This window comes from Mucilaginibacter sp. P2_A4, assembly GCF_056405015.1.
Window position 1 is genome coordinate 807,828 of the sequence record NZ_JBFUCX010000001.1, and the last position, 21,628, is coordinate 829,455.

The window sequence follows — 21,628 nt, forward strand, 5'->3', positions numbered from 1 at the left end:
AATTATGAATATCAGACTGATCATCTTAACGGTGCTTTTTGCGATAACGTTGATGATCGGTCTGAATTCATTAACCTATAGCCCTGTTACTGCAGGGGTAAAGCCGGCAAAGGCAGATGATGGGGGTAAGGCCTTGTTCACCACGTTTTGCGCTACATGCCATATGTTGCCAGATCCCACCAGTTTAACTAAAGATGTTTGGCGCTTGCATGTGCTTCCTGTAATGGCCTCCAGGATGGGAATCATATATCCCAACTATGATCCGTTGCGCGGATTATCTGATGAAGAAAAGATAATCGTAAAAAAAAATAACATCATTCCCGATGCCCCTGTTTTAAATTTGGATGAATGGAACAAGCTGGTAGCGTATGTGATCAGTTTAGCGCCCGATTCCCTTATTGCCGATGACAGCAGGCTAACCCGTAACAGCCCGCTAAAACTGTTCACCAGGCAGGATATTCAAATTGATGACCAGGTACCATCATTAATAACCGGGTTAGAGTATAACACCGAAACTAATACCTTATGGATAGGGAATTTTCTTAACAAGGTTTACAACTGGAAATATAATATCGGCGTTACAAAAACAATAACTACAGAAAGCCCCGTAGTTGATTTTAATTTTTATAAAGGAAGTACTTATTTTACCGAGATAGGTAAACTGTACCCAACCGAGCTGAGTTTAGGGTCATATGTAAACTATAAAGACAGTACCAGCTCCGTATTGCTAAGTGCCTTGCACAGGCCCGTTAATTCTCAAATAGTTGATCTGAATAATGATGGTGTTCCCGAGATTGTTGTTTGTAATTTCGGGAATAAAACAGGGGGCTTATCGCTGTTTAAAAAGAATAAAGCCGGCAAATATGTGGAAACTGTTTTACTGCCGCTTGCCGGGGCTATTAAATGCTATGTAAAGGATATGGATGGCGATGGCAAAAAGGACATTGTAGCTATGTTTTCACAGGGCGATGAGAGTGTTTACATCTTTTATCAAAAAGATAATCTGAAATTTAAAGCCCAGAGAATACTGCGTTTTCCGCCCAATTATGGTACTACGGACATGACGCTGGTTGATTATAATCACGATGGACTTACCGATATTATAACCGTGCACGGCGACAATGCTGATTACTCACAGGTATTAAAAGCATACCACGGTATCCGGATTAATATTAACCAGGGCAATAACGTTTTTAAAGAGCAGTTTTTTTATCCGATATACGGCGTAACCCGCGTTTTGGCCGAAGATTTTGATAAAGACGGTGATATAGACCTTGCCTGTAGTGCTTTCTTTCCCGATTTTGGCAAACTGGTGGATGAATCTTTTGTATACCTTGAAAATACAAACCAGAGGAAGTTTACTTTTAAACCTTACATCCTGAAGAGCGAGATCCCTCTGAAGACTTTAACCCTGGAGAAAGCCGACATTGACGGCGATGGCGATATTGACATTATAGCGGGTAATTTTGCCCAAAGCCCCGGTGCTGTTCCTAAAGATCTGGATGCTAAATGGAAAGGCGCAAAGTATGGCATCACTGTTTTTATGAATCAGCTTTATCAGCCAAAGAAATAACCTTATCTAAAGAGATAAAGAAAACCCTGTTTCCTAAATAAAAACCCGGTATCTACCTAAAGATAACCGGGTTAAAATATACTACGGGAAGATTTTAATGCACAGCAAATGCTTTAACAAAAATGCCGCTGGCATCAAATACTACAGCATATTTGGTACTGTTTGATGTAATTACCACATCATACCCTTTTAAGGTACCACTTACACTGTAAGAAAATGCCTTGTCAAGCACATAGCCTGGGTAGGTTGTTGTTAAGTAAGTTGTAATAGCAGCCGGCAAACTGGTTTCGGCAATTGCAGTGTGTTTGCCTGCATGTTTATCAATTTGGGTGCGTTTAATTAATGTACCGTTTGCTTTGATAGCAGTGGCAAATAAGCCGTTATTTTTACTGATGAGCACGTAGGCACTATCGGGAGTAATGGATGCATGCAGCAGCGTATCTGTTGGATAGGTGGTTTTGAAGTAGCTGGTTACAGCAACAGGGAGGGCAGATATAGCGATAGTATCTCGGTGTTTGCCATCACGATTATCAAAGGGGCCGCCATGGTGCCATCCCTGTCCCATCAAATCATGCCCTGCTCTCTGCTCCAATATACTTACAAATGTTCCATCAGCAGTGAATTTTAAGCCTACCAAAGCACTGTTGTATTTAATCACCACTATATAATTAGTAATTGCTTTGGCGCTATCGGTAATTGAATAGGCTTTTTTAAAGGTATAACCGCTGTAGTTTGCAGTTAAGTAAGTGCCAATTGAGGATGGTAGTGCACTGGAAGCAACCGTGTCTTTTTTGCTATGCTTGCCGTAGCAGCCAACCACGTAAACGGTATCTGTTGTGCCAGATGCCAAACTAACGGCGATAGCCCCTGTTGACGTGATGGTAGAGGAAGTTGTGGTGGTAGCGGAAGCTGATTTGGAAGCGCTTTCCTTTTTACACGATGCCAGGCACCCTGCAACACTCAACAATAATAACAATTGGTAAATTGATCTCATTTTCATCTGAATTAATTTTAAGTTGATAGTTAGTATGGCCTTGATGGCCATTTTCTTATCTAAAATTAACTCAGCAGCAGCGGCGTTGAAATTATGTGTCGATGAATAGCTATTATAAATCGATGAATAAAAATCGCCTCCTTTAATTGTTTTTTAACCCAATTTGGTGATTGTCATAATCAGTTAGGTATTCATTCTTTATAAAAAAGTCGATACTTAAAATGGTACGGTAATCGGCGGTATTATTAGGGTTTTGTACCTCGGTGAGGTTGCCCGTATTTGATGTCGTGTAAGTATATGTGAAACCCCTGTTGGTAGTTATTGTTACCACGGAATTTGCCGGCAGCGCCCCTATGGCGTTTGTGGCCAGCCTGTCTTCAATAGTAGTTACAGAGGGTGTTCCGGTATCAAACAGGAACTGTGCTGCAATTGTTTTTCCGCTGTAAGTTATTGTTCCGGGTATATTTGGCGAATAACCGCTGGTGGTATTGGTAAGCGGGTGCATAATAAAATTTGATGAGGAAAGGTCTGATGCTGTAAGCCCTATAGTAAGCAAGCCGGAAACGTAGGTGGGCGTACCTAAAAAACTGGTTGTATTTAAAGTGGCAATCTTAAAGCCGCTTGTAAGACCGGTGCCGTATTCAAAAAACCTTAATGGACTTGAAATTTCGCTCCGGGTGTTGCTTAATCCTGGCCCAACGCCAAAAACATCAGCCGAGTGGGCACTTAGTTGCTTGCCGGTTCCATCAACTATTTTATAATATAAAAAAATGGGTACCCGCTTCAAATTCAAACTTCCTAAGGAGTTGCCTACCTTAATGTTGGCATAAGCAAGGTTCCCGTATTCCTTAGTAGTACCGGTAGCATCGCCAAAACTTATAGTGGCAGTTTTGGGAGTTACGGTAATACCATTAACAACTGTAGAATCGCCGGTAACGGTGATTCCGGCTGAAGTGATCATGGATGCTGGAAGTATCCCTGTGGCATCTATGGTTAGTCCCGGCGAGCCAGTATCAAATATAGTTCCATAATTTACCGTTTGCGTACCAACCTGGGTAATTGGGATAAGTACTCTTTTATTTACGCCAAGGGAGTATTCATATAAGCCCAAAGTTACCGGCGTAGCATTTACTACCACAGGCGTGGTTTTGTCTTTTTTACAAGAACTGAATATTAAAATAAACGCCAAAAAACCAATGATTTGCGCTTTTAAATATATTTTTACTTTCATGTATATAGTATATACGATTATATTAAATTGACAGATTGAGTGGTAACTTAATAGTTTTAAATCATGATAAAATTAACCCAATCAAAAGTATAACATTATTCCCTGAACATTGCCCGGAATCGATAAACGGGCTTAATGACCCGATTAATTACACCTGTTTAAACCATCGGTACTGGAAGCATCCGCGGGCTTAATGATTAATGCTCTTTCAAAAAGGGGTTTGGCATCTGCTTTTTTACCTGTCATCAGGCTACTCCAGGCCAGCATGTGGTTACCATCATAATCAAAAGGATAAAGGGTAACTACTACTTTAAAACACCTAATGGCGGCATCATATTGCTTTCGGTTATAATAAATTACACCAGCCCAATAATTGGCCTGCGCATTTTGAGGATCAATCCTCAATATGGCCAAATATTGTTCAAGTACTTTATCCCAGCTCTGTAAAAACGATAACGGCTTTACATATCCAAATTTTGCCTCAATAGCGCCCGGTTTTATACTGATGGCTTTTTGATAATAAGATTGCGAAGCCGTATAGTTTTTATTGAGATAATGGAGCCAGCCTAAACGGATATTAACCTCATAACTGTTATCACTAAGATAAGGATAAATATCATTAATAGCAGCTATATAATTTTTGTTCTGCTCATTGGCGTAGCTATTATGGAAAGCTTTTTGCAGCACAACATTGGTTTGCGCCTGCAATCTTATCACCAGTAAAATTAAAAATACTGCTATAAACGTTTTCTTTAAAATTTCCATGTTATACCTAACGTAACAGAATTTTGATTGTAATTTACAGCGCGGTAAACGTCTGTTTTATTTTCATAAATATAGTTCAAATCCAATAGCGCGTGAGAACTCAACTGGTAAAAAACGGTTTCTCCGCATTTAAATTTTGTAGGGTCGATAGAATTATAAACGTAAAGTCCATCAGCATCTAAGTAGTCATCCTGGTTACCAAAAGCAGCCAATGTTTCAAGCCAGGTTTTATTCAATACCTTAAACCCAATGGCCTGGCTATAAATAAAATTATTTGCTCCGCTTAAATTTAAAACGGATGCCCGGCTAATGGTATATAAGTTAAGGTTACCTAATGGATAAAAATCCATCCTAGCGTTATATTGTTTTAACGTTTTATTGATCAGTTTTCCAAAATTAATATCCCCCTGTAAATCAATATAGCGGCCAAAATATTTTATACCTAACAAACCAAGGTTGCTATTATTAATATTACTCCTGTAAGTGGTATATATATAATGATATGAGCCTACAATAGTCAGGCAGTTATTGAGCGCAAATTGTGTTTTAATAAAATATTCCAGCTGTTTATCAGTTTTGCCAAATAGGTCCTTATTATTGTCTTTGTCTTTATATGATGACCGGAATATATTTTGGTTGAATGAAATTGCCGATTGTTCCAGCTGCAGGTGCCAGCCTAAACGATTACTGATGCCTATCCGTTCAAAAAAGCCATTGTCGCGCTGGTTATTATTGGGCAGCTTAATGCCGCTTTCTGCATCGGCATCAACTAAGCCAAAAGGGGTAAGTTTTATAGAATGCAAGGTTTCCTTATCAAGATAAGCGGCATGATATGATGCGCCTAAATTATTATTAAGATAAGTATTACAATAGTAAGCGTAGAGCCGTGCTGTTGAGTTAAAGGAATCCTTATTTAGCACTTGGGTAAACTGGCTGATGGCAGCTTTATAATTGCCGGTAACCATGTAAGCATATCCCATTTTAAAACGCAGGGCGGGGAAATCCAGACTATCAGCAATTGATTTATTTCCAAAAACAATCAGTTGTTTCCAGTCGCCGGCATTGTATAGTTGCTCAGCAGTACTATCTGCCAGTTCAAATTTGTTGTCCTGCGCGTAAGTGGCAACATTGGCAAATATTAAGGCAAGAAATAATATTAGTTTTCTGTACTCCATTGTGCCTTAATGTGTTTCCCGTTTAAATTGATGCTCAAAGCATGTAAGCTATCATGATCTATACAAAGTGTTGCTTCCATTATTGGAGTTTTTTTACCGGCAAATGCCATGTATTGTTCAGATCTGATACTTAAGCCCGTTTTTTTAACCTGGATACTGTTTTGGTAACTTATATTGATAAACCTGTAAAAAGGTGCTACAAAATCCTGTAAGCAAAGCAAGGCCTTATTCGTGGTTAGATGCACAGGGAAATCATCATTAACCAGCATCGTCTCGGTATTGTTAAAAATGACCTTGTAAGCAGCCAGGTAAAAGTAGTATAGCAATGATTGCTGATCGCCATAAAAACTGGTGAAGTAAAACATAGTGCCATTGTTTATAAAATAGGCCGCGGCACCTGTGGTTTTGCTATAGATGCAGGCTTGGCCTAACTCATCTTTAAAAACTTCCCAACTCTCGGTTGCTTCGTTTTCACGGGTAAGTTTTGCTGTGTAACCCGGTTGCAGGTCGAAGGCCTTTTTAATGGATGGATTAACTTCGGGGTTGCCAATTAATTCTCCTTCGGCGGGAACGCTATAGCTTGCCAGGCTGTTTTTATTATCCACCCGGTTAAAATAATAAGCAAATGGATAGCTCAAAGTTTTTGAGCCAATATAAGGGGTAGCCTGTATTTGGAAATGTAAATGAGGCTGTGGCGAGCGGCCCGAATTACCGCAAAAGCCCAGGAGGTCGCCTTGTTTAATCACATCGCCTGGTTTTACTTTGATGGACTTTTTTTTAAGGTGTGATACTTTGGAATACAACCCGGTGGCGTGAAAAATAACTACCGTATTGCCCCAGTTATCTTTCATGTTTTGGTCGCCTATGGCATTATCCTCAATATGGTTAACTACCAGTTCTACAATGCCATCGCCGCAGGCTAATACGGGCTTATTGTAACAATAAAAATGCTCGGGCAGGGTGCCGGGATATTGAAAAGCGTTTTGTTCCTCATCACAGATTACAAAATCCAGCGCTTGGCCCCAGTCGCCTTTGTGCGTAATGCTGCCGTTGTAACCCTGTGAAACTGTCCAATAGCCCATAAAAGGCAGGGTCAGTTTAAAGTATTTAAAATCGTTAAGCCTGTTCCTGAGGTTTAAAAACTGGTACAGGTTTCTTTCAGGAGCGTAATGCTGCACCCGCGCTAATTGCAGCTTACCAGCATATCTGCGTAGCGTTAAAAAATATAGCAAACTGATATTGACTATGCAAAATGGAAGCGAAAAAATTGGCAACGCATGAACCGACATAAAGCCTGTAAGCGCATTGATGACGATAAAGCCCAGCGGGATACATAATATCGCCAGCAAATAGGAGCGCAGGGAGGGTATGGTAAAAAAACTACCGATAGCCACAGACGTCATCATAATATTTGCGCCTAAGTGATAATAGCTGATGCCTTCGGGATAGGTATGCGTGATGCTGTTGAACCCACAGGCAGCTATGAAGCTGATGATAAGTAAACTAAAGGCAATGCGGGAATGGATGAGCATGCCAATAGTTATAAGCATGCCCGCAAGAATATTATGCTGAAATAAAATGGCACTTAACGATCTGAAAAATAAGCTTACAAATGGTGGCAGTACCAGGGCCATGTAGCCGTCAATCCCTGCCAGGTTACCCGGACCGGCATAAATTTCGGCTAAAAGGTAGCTGCTTTTTTGCAGCAAGCCCATATTGAAAATACTGTTTGAGGCCAGCAATATCATCCAGAATACCAGGATAAATGGGAGAGATAGCATAGGCAGGCCAATTTTGCCGAGGCGATGCCCCAAAATAACAGCAGCAATTATAACCAGGATGCAGGCAACAAGCAGCCATATAACAAATAGCAGGTTAACATGGTAAAATGTCCCAAAAGCAATGCCCAGTAATAAACTGTTAAAACTATAAATACCCCTTTGAAGGTCAATCCCCCCCAACTTGAGTAGTTTGCAAACCAGCAGGGAGAAAATGACGCAGCTTAATCCGGCAAATCCCGAGGTTGTGTTGAAAAAAGAAACCACCAGCAAAATGATCCCCAATACCCGGTTCTGCGAAAAAAACAGTACCGAATAGGAATTGATGACCGATTTTATGAATGGTGGAATTTGCTTCACTTACTGGCTTTTAAATGAGTTGGAATAAGCTCCGGTTCCTGGGTATAATCAAGTGTTTCATTAGCGCGGATAAGGTGTGGATGCTGTTGCTCATCGATCAACACAACGGCGGGTCGCAGGGTGATAAACTGCATCCACTGGGTCATGTTGTAGGCGCCTACTTTGTGCACCACTACATGGTCGCCGGGGTTAAGCAGGGGCAGGTTGATGCTTTCTCTTATTACATCTATATTCATGCAGAGCGGGCCATATATTACCATGTTTTCGCTGTGTGGCATAAAATCCTGCGCAGGGCTTATCTGGTGCTCATACCAAAACGAGGTGAATAAAATGTTTACACCAAAATCCACAATGGTAGCCTTTTTTCCATTGCTTAATCGTTTGTTGGCTATAACGGTACCCAAAAGATATCCGGCATCATCAATTAAAACCCGTCCGCTTTCTAAAATAAGTATGGGGAGATCTTCATTGGCAAAACCGAAGTTGAGCAGGGTAGAGGTTATTACTTCTGCAAAATCATCTACCGATGGTACAGTATCATTCCCCGGCAGGTAAGCGCCTTTTAAGGTATTGGTTGACGGGAAACCGCCGCCCATATCAATGTATTCAATTTTGTGGTTCAATTGGGTTTGGCAGCGCATGGCCAGGTTGCACAGTTTAGTGGTTGCTATACTGTATGCATCTGTAGCAAGCATATAAGTGCCTATGTGGCAATGTAAACCAACTAATTGCAGCTTGTCCGAATCAATAACTTTTGATAAGGCCGTCCAGGCTTCGTCGTTTTCATAGTTAAAGCCAAAGCGATCCCAAAGGGGGTATACACCGGTATCCATATTAACACGGATAGCCACGCGCGGTTTATTGGTGAACTCCTTAGTTAAATTAAGTAGTTGGTTAAGTTCTTCAAAATGATCTATATGGATGAGTGAATCATTGTCGATGGCTATTTTTAAATCATCATTTGATTTACCAGGGCCGTTAAAAATGATTTTGTTGCCCGGTACGCCATTGCCCAATGCTTTGCGATACTCAAAACCTGATACCACTTCGGCCCAGCTGCCTTCCTGGTGAAATACCTGGCAAATGGCGTTGAGGTAGTTGGTTTTATAGCTCCATGCAAATTGTACTTTGGGGTAGCGCGTGCTGAAGGCCCGGTATGCCGAGCGGTAATTTTTACGGATCTGCTTTTCGGATAATACAAAAACAGGGGAACCATAATTTTCAATCAGGCTTTTAACCGAAACCCCATCGATGCTTTTAACAGGCTGCACACCGGTACGGGTGCCAAACTTGTTCATAACACCGGCGTGCAGCTTTTTAATATATGGTTTTTCGTATTCCAGCTTTTTCATTGTAATCAAATTATAGTTCGCCAAATACCGAGAATTGTTGAAAATCACTAATGTCGGTTACGTGGTCCCAGGAGTATCGCACAAATAATTTACCTGCCTGGTAGTCATCAAAAGGTTTAACAATATCTCCCAAGGCCATTTTTACCAAAGCTTCCGGTTGATTTTGCCCGGCTGCCGCCGTTAAATAAATCCATGCCGGAAACCGCGGGTTGATCTCCAGGATATATAAATGTCCCTCCTCGCTGCTCATAATCTCCATTTCATAACCACCTTTCCAACCGGTAGCAAGAGCGAAATTATTAGTCAGTTCAATAAACTTTTCATCCTTAATGGTAACTCCCGCCCAGGCCTTTCCTTTATCGGTAATGTATAGCTTGCGCATCGCCACTATACTTGTATTATTGCCTTTACCGTTGCCAAGGGCAGCTATATTAATCTCAGTACCTTTTATAAACTGCTGCGCTATCACCGGTACACCCCAGGCCGCGTTTAACTGATGAAATGCTTTAATAGCCTGATCCATAGTGTAAACTACAGAGGCCTCATAAAACTTACCCTTTATTACCATGGGGAAGTTGAACTCATCGACTGCTTTTTTTATATCATCTATAGTATAAAGTTTATGATCGGCCGGTACGTAAAACCCATGCTTCAATCCAAAATCCTTTAAATTCACCTTATCCCTCACCGCTAACTGCTGATGCGAGGGCAGGAAACTCGCTATGCCAATCTGCTTTAGTTGCGGGGCTATCTTTATGAAATTAAACAGCTCCGAATCAAAATTGGGGACAATAACATCCAGCTTTTCCTGCTGGTGTATGTAAGTGAGCCGTTCAAGTAAAGCGTTTGCTCCTTCGGTTGGATAGGGGATCTGGTAGGTTTTATTTACATGATCGCGCAAATAAATGCCCGGCTCCAATGGTTCATAAGATAAACCGATGATCCTTAGCCCGGCTCCAAAGCTCTCCCTTAGTGAACGGATAACGGCCATTCCCGGACCCGGATTGTCATTTGCATTTATACCGGTAATGGCAATACATAAATTAGCGTATTTGTCTGCCATTATCCTTCGGTTTCAAGCAAATTCGCTTCCTTCAGTTGTATCATCCAATCTTCCCAATCGCGCTGCAGCTGGTCTGCACCTACATCATATTTGTCAAGAATATCTTTTTTGATCTCGTGCCCTGATTTACCACTTTTCATGGCCATTAAAAGATGTGCGGCCATGGCATTACCAGAAAAGGAATCGCCGGTGGCCGGGTTAAAAATAAACCCATTTTCGCTGGTTGCTATGTTACTCTTTATCTTCATTTATAATTGCAGGGAATGTAAATAATAAAGGTTAAACTTAACTGGTTTAGGTGAGTTTTACAAAAGCAATACCCAATATGGTGTTTAATTATAAAGCCTTATTTATGATGCCATTAAATATTGCATCCGCGATGCCAGTAGTTCCATATCCAATGGTTTAACAAAAAGAGCATCACATTTATAGGATTCCTGCTGGGCCTTTTTTGTTTTAAAAGCAGTAACAACAATGATAGGGACACCCTTTAATTGCTCATCCTCTTTAAAATCCTGGCATACCAGGGCACAATCCATATCAAGTAATAAATATTCCAGGATAATAAGGTCGGGATGGATCAACTTTGCTTTATCATAAATCGCATTGGGATCATAGGTTAAATGAACATCAAAATCACCATAGTACATAATGTCATCAATTACTGATAACATCCTGCTGTTTTTATCAAGGATCAGGATCTTTTTTTTGTTTCCGGTAGTTTTCATGTGCTTAGGGGTAATTGATGCAGGAATCAAGACAAAAGGTCTGTTGCCCTGGATATCAATATGGCTGGTTTTTAAATAGTGTTAACTCTGATATAAAATTGAGCTTATTTTATGCTGTATTAAACAATGTGTCGTTAAATACCATAAATGTGCCGATGAATGGCTTAATGCTCAGCTATCTGGCCCAGTCTTTAATGAAATCGGCATAGTTGGTGCCAACAGGCAACTCTATATTACGCAGTTTAACTTTACGGTTATATATTGATCTTATCTGCGCTTTAGCAACCACAAAGCTGCGATGGATACGGATGAACTGGGCAGCCGGTATTTTTTCCATAATGCTTTTTAACGACATAAGGGTAAGTACCGGTTTTTCGGAACTTAGTAAATGGATTTTGATGTAGTCCTGCATACTTTCGATGTACTCAATATCCCTGATGCTGATCTTGATCACCCGGTACTCTGAGTGTACATAGATGTACTCATCTTCGCTGGTTTGGTTGGTATTCTTAAACTGGTAATAGTCAATAGCTTTATGTATTGCAGCGCCAAAGCGGCTACTGTTTATCGGCTTTAACAAGTAATCCAACGCTTCCAGCTCAAATCCTTCAAAAGCAAATTTTTTGTATGCTGTGGTAAATATGATCATTGGTTTTTCTGGCAGCGAACGCACCAGATCAACACCGGTAATATCGGGCATATTGATATCTACAAAAAGTACATCTACTTTATTGCTTTTTAAGTATTCGGCGCCAGAGATGGCATCTTCAAAAGTGTTTACCATTTTCAATGCCGGATAGTCGGATACATATTTTTTGATGATCTCCAACGCCAGTGGTTCATCATCAATGGCTACACATTTTAACTGCATCATGGTGTTCATTTAACTATCAATTTCCAACTCCACCCGAAACGTAGTGCTATCCGAACTAATGTTGAGCTTATGCTTTCCGGGGTAAATATGCTGCAGCCGCTGCCGGGTATTGGTTATGCCGATACCTTTACGGCTGGATGTGGGGCGATTATCAAATATGGTGTTCTCGCAGGTGAACAATATTTTACCAGGGGTTACCTCCAGGTTTATGTTGATCACAGATGGAGCATGTTTGCTTACGCCATATTTAAATACATTTTCAATAAAGGTCATCAATACCAGCGGCGGTATTTTCTGCTGATCGATATCGCCAGAGAAATTAAAATTAAGTGTTGTTTTTTTACCCAGCCGCAGTTTTTGCAGGTCAATGTAATCATTGATGCAATCTATCTCGCTTTGCAGCAGCACAAAATCTTCTGCAACTTCATCAGTAACATAGCGCATGATGTTGGAGAGTTTCATAATACTCTCTGAGGTGTGTTCACTATCTGTTACAGATAGCGCGTATATATTATTCAGTGTATTGAACAGAAAATGCGGGTTGATCTGTGCTTTAAGAAATGATAGCTCTGCATGAGCTTTTTCAGCCTCGGCCCTGATCACCATTTGCTCGGCAAGTTGCCATTTTTGAACCGTGCTCATGGCAATACCTAATCCTATAACAATGACGAAGATAAATAGGCCCACCATATCAATATTCGCCGATTGATGGATGAAAATGATTTGGTTTGACGGTTTTACCAGGCTTGGATCCTGCATCCGCAAATCTTCATGAGGCAGCGGGCCAAAAGGCATGTTTTTAGGGGCCGAGGTATCGCTATCCGCTCCAGTCATCGGCTGTGGCCCTATGATGTTTGTAGTAGTACGCCTTTCCTTGAGTAAATTATGCAGTAAGAGGTTATCAAAAGGCTGTAAGTAATACACACAACCCGAAAGTAAAAGCACAATAAGCCCATACGCTATATATTTCTTGTGGAACACAAACCGTGGCACCAGATACCAGGCATTAAAGTAAAACATAAAAATATAGGTAAGACAAAACAGCCAGTAATAGGGCGATAATATAACGTTATAGGTGCTGCCGCTGCTTTGTTGCGTACGGTTCATAAACAGGAGGGGGAAACCAAAAAACACCAGCCAGCCGGCAGCGTGAATAAATATGTTGGTGGCTTTTTTGGAAAGGATCATCTGGTTAAAAAATTTACTAAATATAGCAGCCGTTATGCTGCCAATTAATGATCATCTTAAATTAGTTAAACTTTCAAATAAAGCCCTTTTTCATTTGATGCCATCTGCTGATTTGTGCAGGTTTATAAATAAGCGCCCCATACATGTACAGGGCGCTTTTAACTTTATGAAAAACAGAACACAATAACCCAGCGGATGTCCCTATTCCTGAATCATTGGCTCAAAGGTGATGAATGATGGAGCTGCAACCAATGGTTTATCGGTGAACCGTGGTTTTGTATAGATGAATGGGGATATGCAGCTTATTTCATAGTTGAAAAATTGGTATCGATCTATAAAATAAATTGAACGCAACTGCATATTATTCTTTAAGTGCATTATCCCAATGCTCGGCTATTTTACCATCCTCTACACGCAGCATTTCAAAAGAGGCGGTTGTGTATTTTTTGCCGGGTGCTTTTGGATCGGGGTGTTCCTCTTTAAAGCTCAGTACAACCCAATCGCCTTCGGCAACTATGGAGATCAGGTTTGCTTTAATAGTTGCACTAATTGGCTGTGCTTTGGCAAACTTTGAAAAGAAATCAATAAAACCCTGCCTTCCGGTAGGTACGTTTGGGTTATGCTGGATGTATGTCGGGAGTAGATATTTAGAAGCCAGGTCCAGGTGACCGCCTTCTAATACTTCGCGCCAGAAATCATAGACCAGTTTTTTGTTTTTGGCAAGCTTAGGTTCCTTACTATAGAGCATTCTCTTTTGATTCTGGCCAAAAGAATTAAAAGCCAATAAAAGTGTAAAACTTAACAACAGCAATGCCTTTTTCATGTGATCAATAATTGGTTGTTTAAAGGTATTGAAATTTTTGCTCCGGTTAATTCTTTAATCTAAAACGTGGGTTATACTTTATAACAATCAAAGTTTTAGTAAAAACTAAGTGTTTGGACGTTAATTGATTGCGTGTTTTTACGCATTGTTGAATTTTTTGAACTGAAATAATTTAAGATAGGGAAATATTGCATAACTTGCTGAAAACCTTATAGTAATGAAGAAAATCGCTTTGCTTTTTGTGGTTGTGAACGTCACAGGAGCAGTGTATGCCCAGGTTCCGGCAACACCAAAAAAAACAATTGTTGATAATTATTTTGGTATGAAGGTAAGTGATAATTATCGCTGGCTGGAAAATACTAAAGATAGTACTGTTCAAAAATGGTTTAAAGCCCAGGCCGATTACACAAATAGTGTTATAGATAAAATTCAAGGCAGAGATAGTCTTATAAAAACACTTAAATACTATGATTCATTGGAACCCTTTAAAATTCGCGGTATAATTAAAAAGGGTGGCCGCTACTTTTACAAGAAAACCCTTCCTGCAGAGAATGTAGGGAAACTTTATTACCGTATCGGCGAAAATGGCAAAGAAATTCTATTGTATAATCCATTGCCAATCAAGGGGAAGCAATATTCTATAAACTATTTTCAACCGAGCGAGGATGGTAAAAAGATTGCCTTTGGTATATCTGTAAGCGGTTCAGAAACCTCGACCATCTATGTAATGAATGTCGATACCAAAAAGCTATATCCCGAAAAAATATATCCGTCGTGGTTTGGGGTAAGCGGGTGGTCTGCTGATAATAAAGGATTTATTTATACCATTCAAAATAGCGGCGATAATACGGCCATGAACTCTATGACGGATACCCGCAGTATGTATCATGTAGTTGGCACAAAGCCGGCTGCTGATAAATTGATTTTTAGTCGTAAAAAATACCCTCATCTTGGTATAACGCCAGAGGATCTCTGTTTTGTAGGTTACTCTGAAGATCTGAAATATGTTTTTGGTATTTTAGCAGGGGTAAACCGGGAAATTAATTGCTTCTATGCACCCACAACAGAACTTTTTAAATCCACTATCGGCTGGAAAAGGCTGTTTAAAATAGATGACCATGTTACCAATTTTGTTTTTAAAGGCGATGATGTTTATATGCTTACTTATGAAGGCGCTACAAAATTTAAGATCACCAAAACAAACGTGAAAAAATTTAGCATTGCCGATGCGGAAACCATTATACCAGAGCAACAGGCTACTATTGATAATATAAGCCGAGGAAAGGATTTTATGTATTTTACTACTAACGATGGCATCAATTCAAGAGCATACCAGTATGATTTTGTAAAGGGAAAGTCGGAAGAAATAAAGCTGCCGGTTAGTGGTACAGCGTACGTTGGTCCTGTTGATATTAAAAGCAATGAGGTGCAATTGGGTATAACCGCATGGAAACAGCCATTTACTATTTACGATTATAACCCGCTTACCGGTGTAGTAAAACCATCTGTATGGACGCCTAAAGTGGAGTATCCGGGTGTTGAAGATGTTGTGGTGGAAGAGAAAGAAATAAAAGGGCTTGATGGCACCACAATTCCCCTTACCATTATGTACAATAAAAATGTAAAACGCGATGGTAGTGCCGTTTGCTACATGACCGGTTATGGGGCTTATGGCATATCCTCAACCCCATATTTTAGCATCTATGAACTGGCCCTCATGAACAAAGGCGTTATAGTTGCCGAAACCCATGTGCGTGGCGGCGGTGAAAAAGGGCAGGATTGGTATAAAGCTGGTTATAAAACCACCAAGCCTAATACCTGGAAAGATTTTATAGCATCTGGCCAGTACCTTGTTGATAATCATTACACCAGTACCACGCACCTCATAGGTGAGGGAACCAGTGCCGGAGGGGTGCTGATAGGACGTGCCATTACCGAGCGGCCCGATCTTTTTGCCGCTGCTATCAGTAATGTAAGCTGCAGCAATGCCCTGCGGATGGAGAACTCGCCAAATGGATTAAATAATACCAAAGAGTTTGGTACCGTAAAAGATTCTGTTGAGGCAAGGGGGCTTTATGAAATGGATGCTTTTCAGCATGTAAAGGAGGGTACGGCCTACCCGGCAGTAATTTGCATTGGCGGGATGAATGATCCCAGGGTAATTGTATGGCAGCCGGGTAAATTTGCAGCCGCACTGCAAAACGCGTCCACCTCCGGCAAGCCTGTTTTAATGTCTGTTAATTATGATAATGGCCACTTTACCGAAAATAAGGAGATCTCCTATCGTAATTTTGCTAATCAATACGCCTTTGCCTTGTGGCAGGCAGGACACCCGGATTTTCAGCCAGCTAAATAAAAAGCTTAAAAAATAATCTTACAAACACTTGAATACGCCAGGACAAGAAGTTTTTACACTTCTTGTCCTGGCGTATGGTTAAGCTAAAAAACAAATCCCCGTTGCTTTGCCTTTTCGTAAATTAACGCGCCGGCATCTGCATCCAGCAAAATTTCGCAGTTGGGATGTAATTGAACTACCGAGGCTGGAATATCTGTTGAAACCGGGCCTAAGATGGCCTGTTCAATAATGCGGGCCTTGTGCGCGCCTTTGGCTATCAGGATGAGTTTACGGGTATGCATAATATTTTTTATGCCGCGGGTTAATCCACCTAATACCACATCATCAGGTACTTGTGTTTCCCGGCGCACACGGGCTTCAAAATCAGGATCCATTGGTGATACCCATGTTTCGGTTTCAAATGGCGTACCGGGCTGGTTTATGCCTATGTGGCCATTGCTGCCAATGCCAAGCATCTGCAGGTCGGCGCCGCCACGTTCGGCAAGGCGTTGTTCAAATAGCAGGCTTTCGGCCTCAAAGTCATCACTCATGGTAGGGGGCATAATAAAGTTTTCATCGGGTATGCCCAGCGGCCCGGCAATCTGGTTCAATATCATGGTGTAGCAGCTTCCTGCATATTCGCGTGGCAGGTTGGTGAGTTCGTCCACATTAAAAAGCGTAACGCGCGATACATCAAAAGGGTATTGGGTGTAAATATCAGATACAATACGGTGCATATCCATCGTAGTTTGGCCTGTTGAAAGACCTATCACTGCGGTAGGTTTTTCAAGCATCTGGCCTATGATGCGCCATGCCGCTGTCTCATTAAATTCACGTTCGTTTTTGGTGATCGTTATCTTCATTACAAATGTTTTAGTTCTTCGTGAAAAAATATATCAATGGCTACCATGGCGCTTACTTCATCCTCGCCGTCAATAATAATAGTGATGGTATCATCGCCCTTTGTTGCCAGCGAAAGTATGTTGAGCAGGCTATTAAGCTTTACGGTACGCTCGCCCTTTTTCATGCTGATGGAAGATGTGAACTTTTTAGAGAGTTTTACCAACGCGGTTGCCGGCCGGGCATGAATCCCCTCGGCAGCGGTGATCTTATATTCTTTTGAGATCATTTATTTACCTCCTTTAAATATGCGGCAATAGCAATTGAATTATCCATAGCCATGACCTGCTGTTTTACCTGTTTTGCAAACTCCATATCGCTTTGAATAATCGTGTTTTTTATATGGGGTATGGATGTAGCGCTCATAGAGAACTCCCTTAACCCCATGCCTAATAGCAGCAGGGTGGCGTCGGGGTCTGATGCGAATTCGCCGCACATGCCAACTTCAATATTGTTTTTGTTTGCCTCATCAATTACATAACTTATCAGCCTGAGTACTGCCGGATTGTAAGGGTCATAAAGGGTTTTCACCTTCTCATTCATCCTGTCAACAGCCAAAGTATACTGGCAAAGATCATTTGTGCCGATGCTGAAGAAATCAACCTCTTTGGCCAGCAGGTCGGCTGTGATAGCTGCAGAGGGAATTTCGATCATGATGCCTATCCCGATAGTTTTATCAAAACTAATACCAGCTTTATCCAGTTCTTCCATAGCCTGGCTCAATATTGCTTTCGCCGCACGAATCTCCTGTACATTGGCTATCATCGGGAACATGATCTTAAGCTTCCCAAATGCACTTGCCCGTAATATAGCTTTTAACTGTGTAATAAAAATATCAGTTCTATCTAAACAGATCCTGATGGCGCGGTAGCCCAGAAAGGGGTTTTGCTCGGCTGGGAAATTAAAATAGGGCAATTGTTTGTCGCCCCCAATATCCAGTGTACGCACAATAAGCGGTTTGCCTTTTGCTTTTAACGCCACTGCTTTATAAAATATAAATTGTTCTTCCTCTGTTGGTAACGAATCGCGGCCCATAAATAGTAATTCGGTACGTAGGAGCCCGCTGCCTTCAGCTCCAAAGCTATGGGCATGTTCCATGTCATCAGCATTGGCAATGTTTGCAAATAGTTGTATCGCTGTGCCGTCGGTAGTTATTGCCGCTTTATTTTTCAGCGACTTTAATAACGCCGTTTCGGCAAGCCAGTTCTCCTTTTTTACCTGGTATTCAATAATAGTTTCCTCATCCGGGTTTATGATGATTTCACCAGTTTGGCCATCAAGAATCAGGTGATCGTTGTTTTTAATGTTTGCCAATGTGTCTCCGCAACCAACTACCGCGGGGATACCTCTTGATTTGGCAATAATAGCAGCATGCGATGTTTTGCTGCCGGCCTGTGTTGCAAAACCAATAATATGGGTAATGTCCATGCTTATGGTATCAGATGGGGTAAGGTCTTCTGCTATAATTAGAGTGTTGGGCTGATATATTCTTGCAGCGGTTTTGCCCGTAACGTTTAAGTGTTTTAAAATCCTGTTGCCAATATCCTGTACATCTGCCGCGCGGGCCTGCAGGTATTCATTGTCCATGCCTTTAAACATGGCAACGGCATCAGCAATTACTGCTATAACCGCGTCATTTACGTTCCTCTTTTCTGTCGTTATTTTTTGGGCTACATCCTCTTTAATTTGCGGATCGCTTAACAATTCTATATGGGTTTCCAATATTTCCAGGCCCTCATTGCCATTGTCTTCATCATAACTATCAATCATTATGTTTATTTCTGTTAAGGAACTATTTACAGCCGTGTCGAATTTCTCAATTTCGAAGGCGATGGCCGAGTCATCAGTCAATACCAGCCCCGTTAAGGCGGCTTCCTGCTTTTTAAGCATATAAGCATTGCCTATTGCAATTCCGGGAGATGCGCCTGTGCCAGTTAATATCATACAAACAAATGGATTATACTGCCTATAAAACCCAGGGCCAACAAGCCTAACAATAGCCATGTGGTTTTAACCTGCTTTTTTACAAAATAATATACCAAAAAGGTAAGTGCAAGTGGTATCATAGCTGGCAATATCTGATCAAGGATACCTTGAACCGATACCGCCGATGATGAACTGCCAATGCTCAGTGGTGTTTTGATAACCATTAGTGTGGCCGGCATGGCGCCAACCACCATTAGCCCTAAAATAGCCGCGCCTGCTGTAAGCCTGTCCATCACATTGTTTTTAGCAAGGTTTTGCAGAAATTTAGTGCCTGTATTGTAGCCTATAAACGTGAGATTATACCTTAGTAGTAAATGAGGTACATTAAATATCAACAGGAAAAGCAGGGGCCCCAATATATTGCCTTTTATCGCCAACGAAGTACCCACACCCGCAGCGATAACCTTGAATGTACCCCAAAACAAAGAATCAAACACCCCGGCCAGTGGCCCCATGAGACCTAATTTTACCGAACTGATAGAATCTTCGTCAAAATCTTTATCCGCTTTATTTTGCTCTTCCATGGCGGCAGTAATACCTATGATTAACGTTGAGCCGTACGGACTTGTGTTGAATAATTGCAAATGTCTGATAAGTGCTTTTGACATTTCTGCCTTGGTTTGATAGAGTTTTTTTAACACGGGTATCATAGCAAATACAAAACCGGTATTTTGCCATGTTTCAAAGTTAAAGTTGGCCTCTAAAGTAAGCGAGCGGAAAAATAATTTACGCAATATGCCCTTGCTTAATTTGTGTTGAGGTTGTGCCGGGATACTTTCGGCAGGAGGATCGTCAAAATCAAAGTCACTATCCGCGGCGGTTACCGGTTTAGGCGGGGCCTGGGTAACTATCAGCGCTATAATTACACCAAGCCCCCCAATGGCAATTATGGGCAGCTTTAAAAAGGCAGCCAGCGTAAACCCCAGGAAAAAATAGGGGGCAACTTTTTTATTGAACATCAGGTTCATCAGCAGCGCGAAACCCAACGCAGGCAGCATATTGCCCGCCACCTGCAGGCCTGATTGTACCCATGCAGGTATGAGATTTAAAAATGATTTAATGGCGGTAGATCCTGTTTCGAGCGCTACAAAAACGATGATTCCCATGAGCAGGGGTTTTAACAGGCCCGATAAAATATGCAGCCGTTGAATACTTTCATAATCTCCATGGTCTGCATATTGTGCAAATTTTTTATTGTATATGGCCCGGAAAACAAACAGGCCGCTAATTACCATTTCGGCTAAAATGGATATCGGCACAGCCAAAGCCAGGGCTATAGCGGGGCCTTTGTGCGATAGAATGGCAAAAGCAGTACCCAACACACCACCTGTAATAATATCGGGAGGGATAGCAGCACCCACCTTAATATTGCCCATGAAGATTAGTTCCAGCGTAGCACCAATCATTACCCCCTGTTTAACATCTCCCAAAACCAAACCCACCAGCGGCCCTAATACTAAAGGCCTGCTCAATAGGGTAGTTCCCAAAAAATCCTCCAAATGCCCAAAAACGGCTATCAGGGTAAGGAGAAGGAATGTTGCCAACACTTTATTGGGGTATTAATGTTTCTATCATTACTTTTTTATCGGTAGGTACTTGTCTTACTTCCAGCTCAAGTCCTTTAGCCAGCATTTCTTTTATAATTAAAATATCTTCGTCGGTAAGAGCGATGGCTTTTGAAATTGATCGGGTGCCTTCCTTAGTACGGATCCCTCCAAAGTTTATCGATCTGATGCCGCTTATTTCATCAACCAAAACAGCCGCATCCCTAACAGAATTAACGATGAGTAAAATTTTAAGGCTTTGGGCGCGGGGATCATTCAAAAAAATAGCGGCATCAGCCAGTGATTTGATCAGCAACTTTGCCGATGCGGGTTTAGCCAGGCCAAGCGTCATTTTCATAAACTCGTCCTTTGCCACTTTATCATTGGCCACAACTAAACAATCAGCATCAAGAGCAGGCGTCCAGGTAAACGCTACTTGCCCGTGTACCAATCTGTCGTCTATCCTTATGAGTTTAATCATTGTCAAAATTGTTTTGTTGTTCTTCTATGAGTTTATTGACATAAGCAAGCTGTGCTTTGGCATTTTCAATGGCGCTTTCTATCACTTCGGCAATTGGGGTATCGGTATCGCTTAAAATAACTTCTATTAACAAGGGTAAATTAAAGCCCGAAAGGATGTGTACATTTTCGCGCAGTGCTTCCCTTAGCATAATGTTATTTACGCTTCCACCAAGCAGATCGGTAAAAATGATCAGTTCATCATCATCACTAAGGCTATCCAGGATAGGTTTCAGCTCATCTTCCACAGAAACGTTCTGGTCTAAATAAGCACCAATCAGGAATAGGTTTTCGGTTTCGCCAATGATAATTTCAAGGGAGGATTTTACCCCATTGGCAAAGGCTCCATGTGTAGCTATCAGGAATTTTCTCATACTTTAAAGGTTATAGCGGTTTATTGCAAGCCAACACCAGGCAGCAATAAAACCGTTTTATCAAAC

The 21,628-nt window shown here is 41.3% G+C and carries 20 protein-coding genes; 2 read left to right on the top strand and 18 right to left on the bottom strand.

Annotated elements, in window-relative coordinates; genetic code table 11:
• The first annotated feature begins 4 nt into the window (after positions 1-4).
• The gene (locus AC1DYB_RS03080) at positions 5-1,573 is read left to right on the top strand and encodes an FG-GAP repeat domain-containing protein (protein ID WP_477432325.1); all 1,569 of its coding nucleotides are present in this window, start codon (positions 5-7) and stop codon (positions 1,571-1,573) included.
• Positions 1,574-1,667: 94 nt separating this feature from the next.
• On the opposite strand, the gene AC1DYB_RS03085 is transcribed toward AC1DYB_RS03080, so the two are convergent.
• From AC1DYB_RS03085 to AC1DYB_RS03140, 12 genes are all read right to left on the bottom strand, one after another.
• Positions 1,668-2,567 carry a PepSY-like domain-containing protein gene (locus AC1DYB_RS03085; protein ID WP_477432327.1) on the bottom strand — a complete coding sequence of 300 codons (900 nt, stop codon included), beginning with the start codon at positions 2,565-2,567 and terminating at the stop codon, positions 1,668-1,670.
• A gap of 142 nt (positions 2,568-2,709) precedes the next feature.
• On the bottom strand, positions 2,710-3,798 hold the full coding sequence (locus AC1DYB_RS03090) for a pepsin/retropepsin-like aspartic protease family protein (RefSeq protein WP_477432329.1): 1,089 nt from the start codon (positions 3,796-3,798) through the stop codon (positions 2,710-2,712).
• A 144-nt stretch (positions 3,799-3,942) separates the two neighbouring features.
• On the bottom strand, positions 3,943-4,563 hold the full coding sequence (locus AC1DYB_RS03095) for a tetratricopeptide repeat protein (RefSeq protein WP_295721140.1): 621 nt from the start codon (positions 4,561-4,563) through the stop codon (positions 3,943-3,945).
• Positions 4,551-5,738, bottom strand: a complete 1,188-nt coding sequence (locus AC1DYB_RS03100) for a tetratricopeptide repeat protein (protein ID WP_477432332.1) — start codon at positions 5,736-5,738, stop codon at positions 4,551-4,553. Before AC1DYB_RS03100 ends, AC1DYB_RS03095 begins: the two co-directional genes overlap by 13 nt.
• The gene (locus AC1DYB_RS03105) at positions 5,720-7,876 is read right to left on the bottom strand and encodes an urea transporter (protein ID WP_477432334.1); all 2,157 of its coding nucleotides are present in this window, start codon (positions 7,874-7,876) and stop codon (positions 5,720-5,722) included. The genes AC1DYB_RS03100 and AC1DYB_RS03105 overlap by 19 nt, the downstream gene beginning before the upstream one ends.
• Positions 7,873-9,228 carry a hypothetical protein gene (locus AC1DYB_RS03110; RefSeq protein ID WP_477432336.1) on the bottom strand — a complete coding sequence of 452 codons (1,356 nt, stop codon included), beginning with the start codon at positions 9,226-9,228 and terminating at the stop codon, positions 7,873-7,875. The genes AC1DYB_RS03105 and AC1DYB_RS03110 overlap by 4 nt, the downstream gene beginning before the upstream one ends.
• A 10-nt stretch (positions 9,229-9,238) precedes the next feature.
• Positions 9,239-10,291, bottom strand: coding sequence for an ATP-grasp domain-containing protein (locus AC1DYB_RS03115; RefSeq protein WP_477432338.1), 1,053 nt, complete (start codon positions 10,289-10,291; stop codon positions 9,239-9,241).
• Positions 10,291-10,539, bottom strand: coding sequence for a PqqD family protein (locus AC1DYB_RS03120; RefSeq protein ID WP_477432340.1), 249 nt, complete (start codon positions 10,537-10,539; stop codon positions 10,291-10,293). The genes AC1DYB_RS03115 and AC1DYB_RS03120 overlap by 1 nt, the downstream gene beginning before the upstream one ends.
• Positions 10,540-10,641: 102 nt before the next feature.
• Positions 10,642-11,019, bottom strand: a complete 378-nt coding sequence (locus AC1DYB_RS03125; protein ID WP_477395887.1) for a response regulator — start codon at positions 11,017-11,019, stop codon at positions 10,642-10,644.
• Positions 11,020-11,194: 175 nt separating this feature from the next.
• The gene (locus AC1DYB_RS03130; RefSeq protein WP_477432343.1) at positions 11,195-11,893 is read right to left on the bottom strand and encodes a LytR/AlgR family response regulator transcription factor; all 699 of its coding nucleotides are present in this window, start codon (positions 11,891-11,893) and stop codon (positions 11,195-11,197) included.
• A gap of 9 nt (positions 11,894-11,902) precedes the next feature.
• On the bottom strand, positions 11,903-13,081 hold the full coding sequence (locus tag AC1DYB_RS03135; RefSeq protein WP_477432345.1) for a sensor histidine kinase: 1,179 nt from the start codon (positions 13,079-13,081) through the stop codon (positions 11,903-11,905).
• Positions 13,082-13,442: 361 nt separating this feature from the next.
• On the bottom strand, positions 13,443-13,904 hold the full coding sequence (locus AC1DYB_RS03140; protein WP_477432347.1) for a nuclear transport factor 2 family protein: 462 nt from the start codon (positions 13,902-13,904) through the stop codon (positions 13,443-13,445).
• A 217-nt stretch (positions 13,905-14,121) separates the two neighbouring features.
• Between AC1DYB_RS03140 and AC1DYB_RS03145 the strand changes: the two genes are divergently transcribed.
• Entirely contained in the window at positions 14,122-16,260 is a 2,139-nt protein-coding gene (locus tag AC1DYB_RS03145; RefSeq protein ID WP_477432349.1) for a prolyl oligopeptidase family serine peptidase, read from the top strand.
• 83 nt (positions 16,261-16,343) lie between these two features.
• Here AC1DYB_RS03145 and AC1DYB_RS03150 read toward each other — a convergent pair whose 3' ends face one another.
• From AC1DYB_RS03150 to AC1DYB_RS03175, 6 genes are read right to left on the bottom strand one after another with little or no spacing between them, the layout of a single operon-like run.
• The gene (locus AC1DYB_RS03150; RefSeq protein WP_477432351.1) at positions 16,344-17,102 is read right to left on the bottom strand and encodes a 6-phosphogluconolactonase; all 759 of its coding nucleotides are present in this window, start codon (positions 17,100-17,102) and stop codon (positions 16,344-16,346) included.
• On the bottom strand, positions 17,102-17,368 hold the full coding sequence (locus tag AC1DYB_RS03155; protein ID WP_477432353.1) for an HPr family phosphocarrier protein: 267 nt from the start codon (positions 17,366-17,368) through the stop codon (positions 17,102-17,104). The genes AC1DYB_RS03150 and AC1DYB_RS03155 overlap by 1 nt, the downstream gene beginning before the upstream one ends.
• Positions 17,365-19,083: a phosphoenolpyruvate--protein phosphotransferase gene (gene ptsP / locus AC1DYB_RS03160; protein WP_477432355.1), complete on the bottom strand. Its 1,719-nt coding sequence runs from the start codon at positions 19,081-19,083 to the stop codon at positions 17,365-17,367. The genes AC1DYB_RS03155 and ptsP overlap by 4 nt, the downstream gene beginning before the upstream one ends.
• Complete coding sequence (locus AC1DYB_RS03165; RefSeq protein WP_477432357.1) at positions 19,080-20,669, bottom strand: PTS system mannose/fructose/sorbose family transporter subunit IID; 1,590 nt, start codon at positions 20,667-20,669, stop codon at positions 19,080-19,082. Before AC1DYB_RS03165 ends, ptsP begins: the two co-directional genes overlap by 4 nt.
• A gap of 4 nt (positions 20,670-20,673) precedes the next feature.
• Positions 20,674-21,150: a PTS sugar transporter subunit IIB gene (locus AC1DYB_RS03170; RefSeq protein WP_477432360.1), complete on the bottom strand. Its 477-nt coding sequence runs from the start codon at positions 21,148-21,150 to the stop codon at positions 20,674-20,676.
• Positions 21,143-21,562, bottom strand: coding sequence for a PTS sugar transporter subunit IIA (locus tag AC1DYB_RS03175; protein ID WP_477432362.1), 420 nt, complete (start codon positions 21,560-21,562; stop codon positions 21,143-21,145). The genes AC1DYB_RS03170 and AC1DYB_RS03175 overlap by 8 nt, the downstream gene beginning before the upstream one ends.
• Positions 21,563-21,628: the final 66 nt, after the last annotated feature.